Genomic DNA, 6,407 nt, shown 5'->3' with positions numbered 1-6,407 from the left:
TTTTTTCCAAAACGATTGTTTCATGGCAGGGCCTCCAAGCGACGTTTTCAACGTCGTGCGGAAGAAAAATAGGTTCGCCAAACTAAGGGTGAAAAATGTCCATTTTATTGACAGAAGTTCACTATCCGCTAAATATAGAGTGCAATCCGCCAAATAACTTAGTCAATCCGCCAGTATAAGTTAATCTAATAGAATGTCAGTATCTTCACTAGAATTATTGTTTTTAAGTTTCAGAAAATCATTTAATAAAAATAATCCTTCTTTTTGAAGGTTGAAATTCAACTCGTATTTACGATGTCTGTTTTCACCTTGGTGAGGAAAGTTAGCTTTTTTAAAAAGTTTCTGAATGATATCTGGTGAATCGAGTCGTAATAACTTACGAGCTTGTCTATTCGTTATAAACTGCGAAAACAGTAATGTGTACTCTATAAAGGCTCTCATATGAGCTTTTGGGTCTGAGTTTTTACAATGTGGACATAGCCAAGTCCCGAATGGCCGTTGCATCGGTAGTTTCATACAAGTAGGACAGATGACTCCATATAGAAGTTCATTCGGCATAATCCCTAATTGTTTTAACATGTTTGAATGAAGAGGCGTATTTAGTTTAATTAGGGCTGACTGAAGTTGTTTGATTGCCGTTTGACTAATTGTTGAATTAGGATATTTTTTAAGAATCTCTTCAAATTTTTGCATTAATTGAAATCCATAAATGATACTGTCGTCTCGGTCATCAGATAATCTGGCATTTTGGTTTACGAAAACGATTAATGATTCAACTGGAACGTGCCCAAGTCCTCTATTGTGTAAGAAAGATTTAAATTGATGCAAGTGTGTGTTTGATTGGAGGAGAGGGTCTTGGTAAGACTTTTCTTCAAATTCTGTTTGTTGATACATTCGTCCCTTCTCATGGTTGAAGCGAATGTGACCAGTGAGATTTTTCACCTCAATCATAAGGAAAAAGTTAGCTGATAATAAAAGTGTGTCTATTTGGTAGAAAGTGTTTATAAACGGAAGGCGCAAACTGTGAAGGATAGATCGACTTTTTTGGTCGATAAACTTTAAATAGTAATCTAAAGCGAGCTCGCCTTTATACCCTGAATAGTAAGTTAATATTTCATTATAAACTGATTGGAGGTTGGGGTAAAGTTCGGAAAGCCTTAAATAAATACTAATCGCAGATAAAAGATTCAGTGGAACTTCGTGATCTTTAACAACCATATGTGCACCTCTTTTTTGCTATTAATATATATTGAATTATATTTAATGTCAAAGTATGGTAAATCAAGTTTTCAGCTTCGTTTTGAATGATTTTTATCTTGATTTAGTTAGAAAATTTGATTAATAAATACTGAACCAAGGTTTACATAAATTTTTAATTCGCCACTAATTGGGATCTTGGCGTCATCAACGCTTGTCTATTTCCCCACACTCACTTATACTGTTATCTAAACACTACATAGGAGGGGAACGTTATGCAACGTAAGATGTGTAAAGGGAAGATTCATAGAGCAACCGTGACTGAAGCGGACCTAGATTATGTCGGCAGCATCACGATTGATTATAAGTTAATGAAGGAAGCGAATATTAAGCCGTACGAAATGGTACAGATTACGAACGTTCGTAATGCCACGCTTTGGAAAACTTATGCGATTCCAGCGCCTGAAGGTTCGGGTAAAATTTGTTTGAATGGACCGCCTGCTCACCTGTTCTCCCCAGGGGATATCGTGATTATCCTAAGCATGGGCTTATACACGGAAGAAGAGATCAAGGACTTGAAGCCGAAAGTTGTCTTTGTTGACGGTGAAAACCAGATTACGAGTGTTGAAAAACATGATCTACACTGGCCAGAAGGTGTAGAAGTAGAGTAATAGTGGAGCCTTACACGATTAAAAGTGTAAGGCTTTTTTCTGCTATAATAGAAAAAAAGCTAAAAGTCGGGGGAAGACAATTGAAAGTAAACATCAAGTGGTTGGCTTTGGGTATGGTCGTGAGTGGGGCATTATTAGTTGGAATGCTGATGATCAGAAGTCAACCAGCTGATAATCTACAAAGCTATGAATATAATATGAAGCCGAAATCGTCTCTAGTGTCTTCGGTTGCGATTTTATCTGAAAGTGATGTCATTACTACGGAGCCAATCGTTAATCCAAGGCAGGTCTATACATATGAAAATATGGTCGAGGATATTTATAGATTAACGGACCGTTATAATGGATTAGTCACTAACGAAGTGATAGGTGAGTCGGTTGACGGACGTGACATTTATGCTGTGCGGTTGGGGTATGGTGAGCGGGAAATTTTTATTCATGCTGCGACACATGCTCGTGAATGGATTACGACGAATCTCGTGATGAACCAGATAGATTCATATAGTGCGGCGTTTGTTAATAGTGAAAAGGTCGATGGATTTGATGTGCGTGAGTTACTGCAAAAAGTATCTATTTATTACGTTCCAATGGTTAACCCGGATGGTGTGACGTTGGTACAAAAAGGGGCAGATGCGCTTAGCAATAGTGAGTATTTGCTAAAGATTCACGATGGTAATCCTGACTTTTCTCGATGGAAGGCGAATGCGAATGGTGTGGACTTAAATCGTAATTATTCAGTAGGTTGGGAGCAGGCACACGCGGACACTGGTGAGCCTGGTTTTCAAAATTATAAAGGGCCTTCACCGATGAGTGAGCCAGAAACGCAGGCAATTGCAGCGTTTGTGAAGAATCATAATTTTGAACTGGCGCTCGCATATCATACATCAGGTGAGCTTGTCTATTGGGGAAAAAATTTACCTGAAGATCTTGAAGACGTTAGTTATGAATTAGCTACTGTGTTTGGAGAGGAAACGGGATACCCTTTACATCGCGGAGGATCTGGGGGAATGTTTTCCGATTGGTTCGCGCATGAAATTGGAGCGCCAAACTTAACACCTGAGATCGCGCCTTATGCAGGGCCGGGGCCAGTACCTTTAGAAAACTATAACCGAATTTGGCAACAGAACTTTTCAATGGGTTTATTAATGGCTGATTATATTTTAGAAGATACAAAAAAGTGATTCGCATGCACGAATCACTTTTTTGATGCGTAAATTTAGGGGGAGGTTATGTGTTACTTGTTATATTCCCGATTTGATGGGGGTTAAACATGATTAGACATAATTTTTTAAGCCCTCGTTCGTTCATTCGTTTTCTTAGTCTGCCAGATGGTAAATGAAATTGAAATCACCGTTAAAATCAAAAACGTTAATGAGATTGGTCTGGTTAAAAAAAGCGTCCAGTCTTGATCAGTCATGAATGCGCGTCTCAAGTTTACTTCTGCAATAGGCCCAAGAATGACACCGATAATAGCGGGGGCCAATGCAAATTTATACTTGGTAAATAAATAACCAATGATTCCCATGGCGAGTAAAATATAAAGGTCGGTCACTCGGTTATTCAAGACGTATGCACCAATTACGCAAAGGACCAGAATAATGGGAACGAGTAAATGCGTTGGGACTTGCGTGACTTTTACGAAATATCGCATACCGATAAATTGGGTGATGAGCATACCGAATGATGCTATGAAAAACGCTACGAAAATTCCACCAACAATACTTGGTTCATCTACAACGAGTAAAGGTCCAGGTGTAATGCCGTGCACCATTAATGCAGATAGCAATACAGCTGTAACAGCAGATCCTGGTATTCCTAATGCTACTGTTGGGATTAAGTCACCGCCTACAGTTGAATTATTGCCTGCTTCAGACGCAACGACGCCTTCTTCACATCCTGTCCCAAATTTATTAGGATCTTTTGACCATTTTTTTGCTTGATCGTAAGCTACGATGTTGGCGATGCTACCACCTGCGCCAGGTATCGCTCCAATAACTGCGCCAATAACCGAAGAACCAAATAATGTGCCTGGTTTCTTAAGTACTGTTTTTAGTGTTTGAATCGGTTTAAGTACAAAACTGACTTCGGATGCATTTTCTTTTTGTTTGGCTTCTAAATCTTTTTTCATTTCACTACGCTCAAGCGACTCCATTAAACGTGAAATGGCAAACATACCGATCAATACGACAAGGAATGGAACGCCAGCTCTTAAAACTTTTAAGTCAAATGTAAAACGTGCAAATCCCATGATTGGATCGGCACCGATGGTTGAAATTAGTAAGCCAAAGAGTCCGGCGATTAGACCTTTAATAATGGAAGACCCTGTAACACTGGCAATAATGGTTAATGCTAAACAAATTAAAGCGAACATTTCCCATGGGCCGAACTTCAATGCAAATCTAGAAATTTGAGGAGCAATCGTCACTAAAATAAATAAGCTGATGATAGAACTAAGGAATGATGACCATATTCCAATAGATAGCGCCTTGCCTGGGTTCCCTTTTTTCGCCATAGGATATGCATCAAACGTTGTTGCCACCGATGAAGGGGTACCAGGGATTCCTAATAGTGCAGCACTGATTAGACCGCCAGACATACCTCCGACAAATACACCAATCATAGCTGCAATACCAGAGACGGGATCCATGCCAAACGTTAGAGGTAGGGTTAACACGATGGCCATTGCCACAGTAAAGCCTGGAATTAGACCTGCGATGACCCCGAAGACTACGCCTACAAAAATGATTATTAATATATCTAACCTGAAGATTTCGCCAAAACCTAGAAATAATAAATCAAACATAATTCAATCCTCCTCTTAGAAGAAAACTCCTGATGGGAATCTGACTTGTAAAACATTCTGGAAAAAGAAATATAAACCGATTGTTAAAATTACTGCAATACTTGAGATGGTAATAACGTCTTTCTTCTTCCTTGGTCCAATGACTAATGCTGTTATGATCATAAATGCAATAGATGAAATGATGAATCCTATAATTTGAATCAAAATTATGTAAAGGAATATCAAACTAAGCGTGATCAGTACTAGTTTGTGCTCGCGATAAACATCTAAAAGTGTCTCTTTAATATTGGCTGACTGTTCTTTATTTTGATTTTGTTTTAATAAATGAATAGATTGCTTAATAACTAGAATCAGAGAAAGAAGCCCTAATAAAATGGCTATGAATTGAGGGAATGATCCTGCATCAAGCTGAGATTCATTCATCGATGGCAGATCTCCCGTTTGCGTATAAATTAAAATGGAAAGTAAGACTAGCAGGAGTCCTAGAATTAGTTCACCCAATTTGATTCCTCCTAACATGGAATAATAGAGGAGCTTTAAGCCCCTCTATGGTTAACATTATTCAGCTGAAATTTCTTCAATAACATCACTGATTACTTGGTCTTGCTGATCTAAGTATTCTTTATATTCTTCCGTGTTCATGAAGTTGACGCTCGCTCCGACTTTCTCTACAGCTTTAATGTAATCTTCATCGTTAGCTGTTTCTTTTAAAGCTTGTTCCAGCTTTTCAATAATTTCAGGAGGTGTCCCTTCAGGTGCTACGTAACCACGATTGATACCCATCGTTAAGTCATAGCCTTTTTCAACAAAAGTTGGTAAGTCAGGTGTACGCTCTGCACGTTCTTTTGTACCAATAGCAATAAACTTCATGTCTCCAGATTCAACGAAATCATTTCCAGAAGGGTAGTCGACAATGGCTGCATCAATATGGCCGCCAGCCAGGGCTTGAATAGCTTCTGCAATTCCTTCATAACCAACTAAGTTATACTGGATGTCTAATTCTTTACCGATTTGTTCAACCCAAACTCTTGGAATACCAGCAACAGTACCACCGAATTGAATTTCGTTTTTTTGTCCATACTCCACAAATTCTTCTAAAGTATCAACACCTAGGTCATCTGATACAGCTAAAATTTGATCAGATGAAGACATCGAAGCGATTGGTTCGAAGCTATCATAATTGATGTCCGTTACATCAGAATGGTGTGAAACTAAAAGACCTTCGTGAATTTGACCAATACTATATCCGTTTGCTTCTTTATTAGATAGTTCTTCTAAGCCAACTGTACCTCCAACGCCAGGGACGTTTACTGGAACAAGGTCAACACCAACATGTTCCGATGCATGATCTGCTACCAGTCTTCCCTCGATATCACTTCCTCCGCCAGGCGACCAAGGGATGGTCATTTCAATTTCTTGCGATGGGTAATCCTCAACTGATTCTTGGCTACCTCCACCGCAGGCTACCAACGATAAAGTTATGATAGACAAAAGTGCAGCTGTTAATAGACGCTTTGATTTCTTCATTAGATCTCTCCTTTTATTATTTTATGTAGTAAAGGTTTTCTAACAATTTTGATTGTTTCAAATATTATAATTGACACACATTTGTTAGTCAACCATGTTTTTTGCTTTCTTTTAGAAAATTTATATATGAAAAATAATTCTTTTTGTAAAATATTTTGATGAAAGCGTTAACAAAAAGTATTAAGGTTAACGAGCCATAGCGATAATTA

6 protein-coding genes are annotated in these 6,407 nt (G+C 38.4%); 2 read left to right on the top strand and 4 right to left on the bottom strand.

Going from position 1 to position 6,407, the window contains the following annotated elements; all coding sequences use genetic code 11:
• Positions 1–180: 180 nt before the first annotated feature.
• On the bottom strand, positions 181–1,218 hold the full coding sequence (locus tag E3U55_RS03005) for a nuclease-related domain-containing protein (RefSeq protein ID WP_134338840.1): 1,038 nt from the start codon (positions 1,216–1,218) through the stop codon (positions 181–183).
• 254 nt (positions 1,219–1,472) lie between these two features.
• Between E3U55_RS03005 and panD the strand changes: the two genes are divergently transcribed.
• Both panD and E3U55_RS02995 read left to right on the top strand, forming a co-directional pair.
• Entirely contained in the window at positions 1,473–1,868 is a 396-nt protein-coding gene (gene panD / locus E3U55_RS03000) for an aspartate 1-decarboxylase (protein ID WP_134338839.1), read from the top strand.
• Positions 1,869–1,948: 80 nt separating this feature from the next.
• On the top strand, positions 1,949–3,049 hold the full coding sequence (locus E3U55_RS02995; protein ID WP_134338838.1) for a M14 family zinc carboxypeptidase: 1,101 nt from the start codon (positions 1,949–1,951) through the stop codon (positions 3,047–3,049).
• Between the two features lie 107 nt (positions 3,050–3,156).
• On the opposite strand, the gene E3U55_RS02990 is transcribed toward E3U55_RS02995, so the two are convergent.
• From E3U55_RS02990 to E3U55_RS02980, 3 genes are read right to left on the bottom strand one after another with little or no spacing between them, the layout of a single operon-like run.
• The gene (locus E3U55_RS02990; RefSeq protein WP_134338837.1) at positions 3,157–4,671 is read right to left on the bottom strand and encodes a tripartite tricarboxylate transporter permease; all 1,515 of its coding nucleotides are present in this window, start codon (positions 4,669–4,671) and stop codon (positions 3,157–3,159) included.
• 15 nt (positions 4,672–4,686) lie between these two features.
• A complete protein-coding gene (locus E3U55_RS02985; RefSeq protein ID WP_194840804.1) occupies positions 4,687–5,172 on the bottom strand; it encodes a tripartite tricarboxylate transporter TctB family protein in 486 nt (161 codons plus the stop codon).
• Between the two features lie 57 nt (positions 5,173–5,229).
• A complete protein-coding gene (locus E3U55_RS02980) occupies positions 5,230–6,198 on the bottom strand; it encodes a Bug family tripartite tricarboxylate transporter substrate binding protein (RefSeq protein ID WP_134338835.1) in 969 nt (322 codons plus the stop codon).
• Positions 6,199–6,407 lie beyond the last annotated feature (209 nt).

Source organism: Filobacillus milosensis, from assembly GCF_004402015.1.
Classification (GTDB): domain Bacteria; phylum Bacillota; class Bacilli; order Bacillales; family Alkalibacillaceae; genus Filobacillus; species Filobacillus milosensis.
This window is presented reverse-complemented; position numbering and strand designations above follow the sequence as displayed.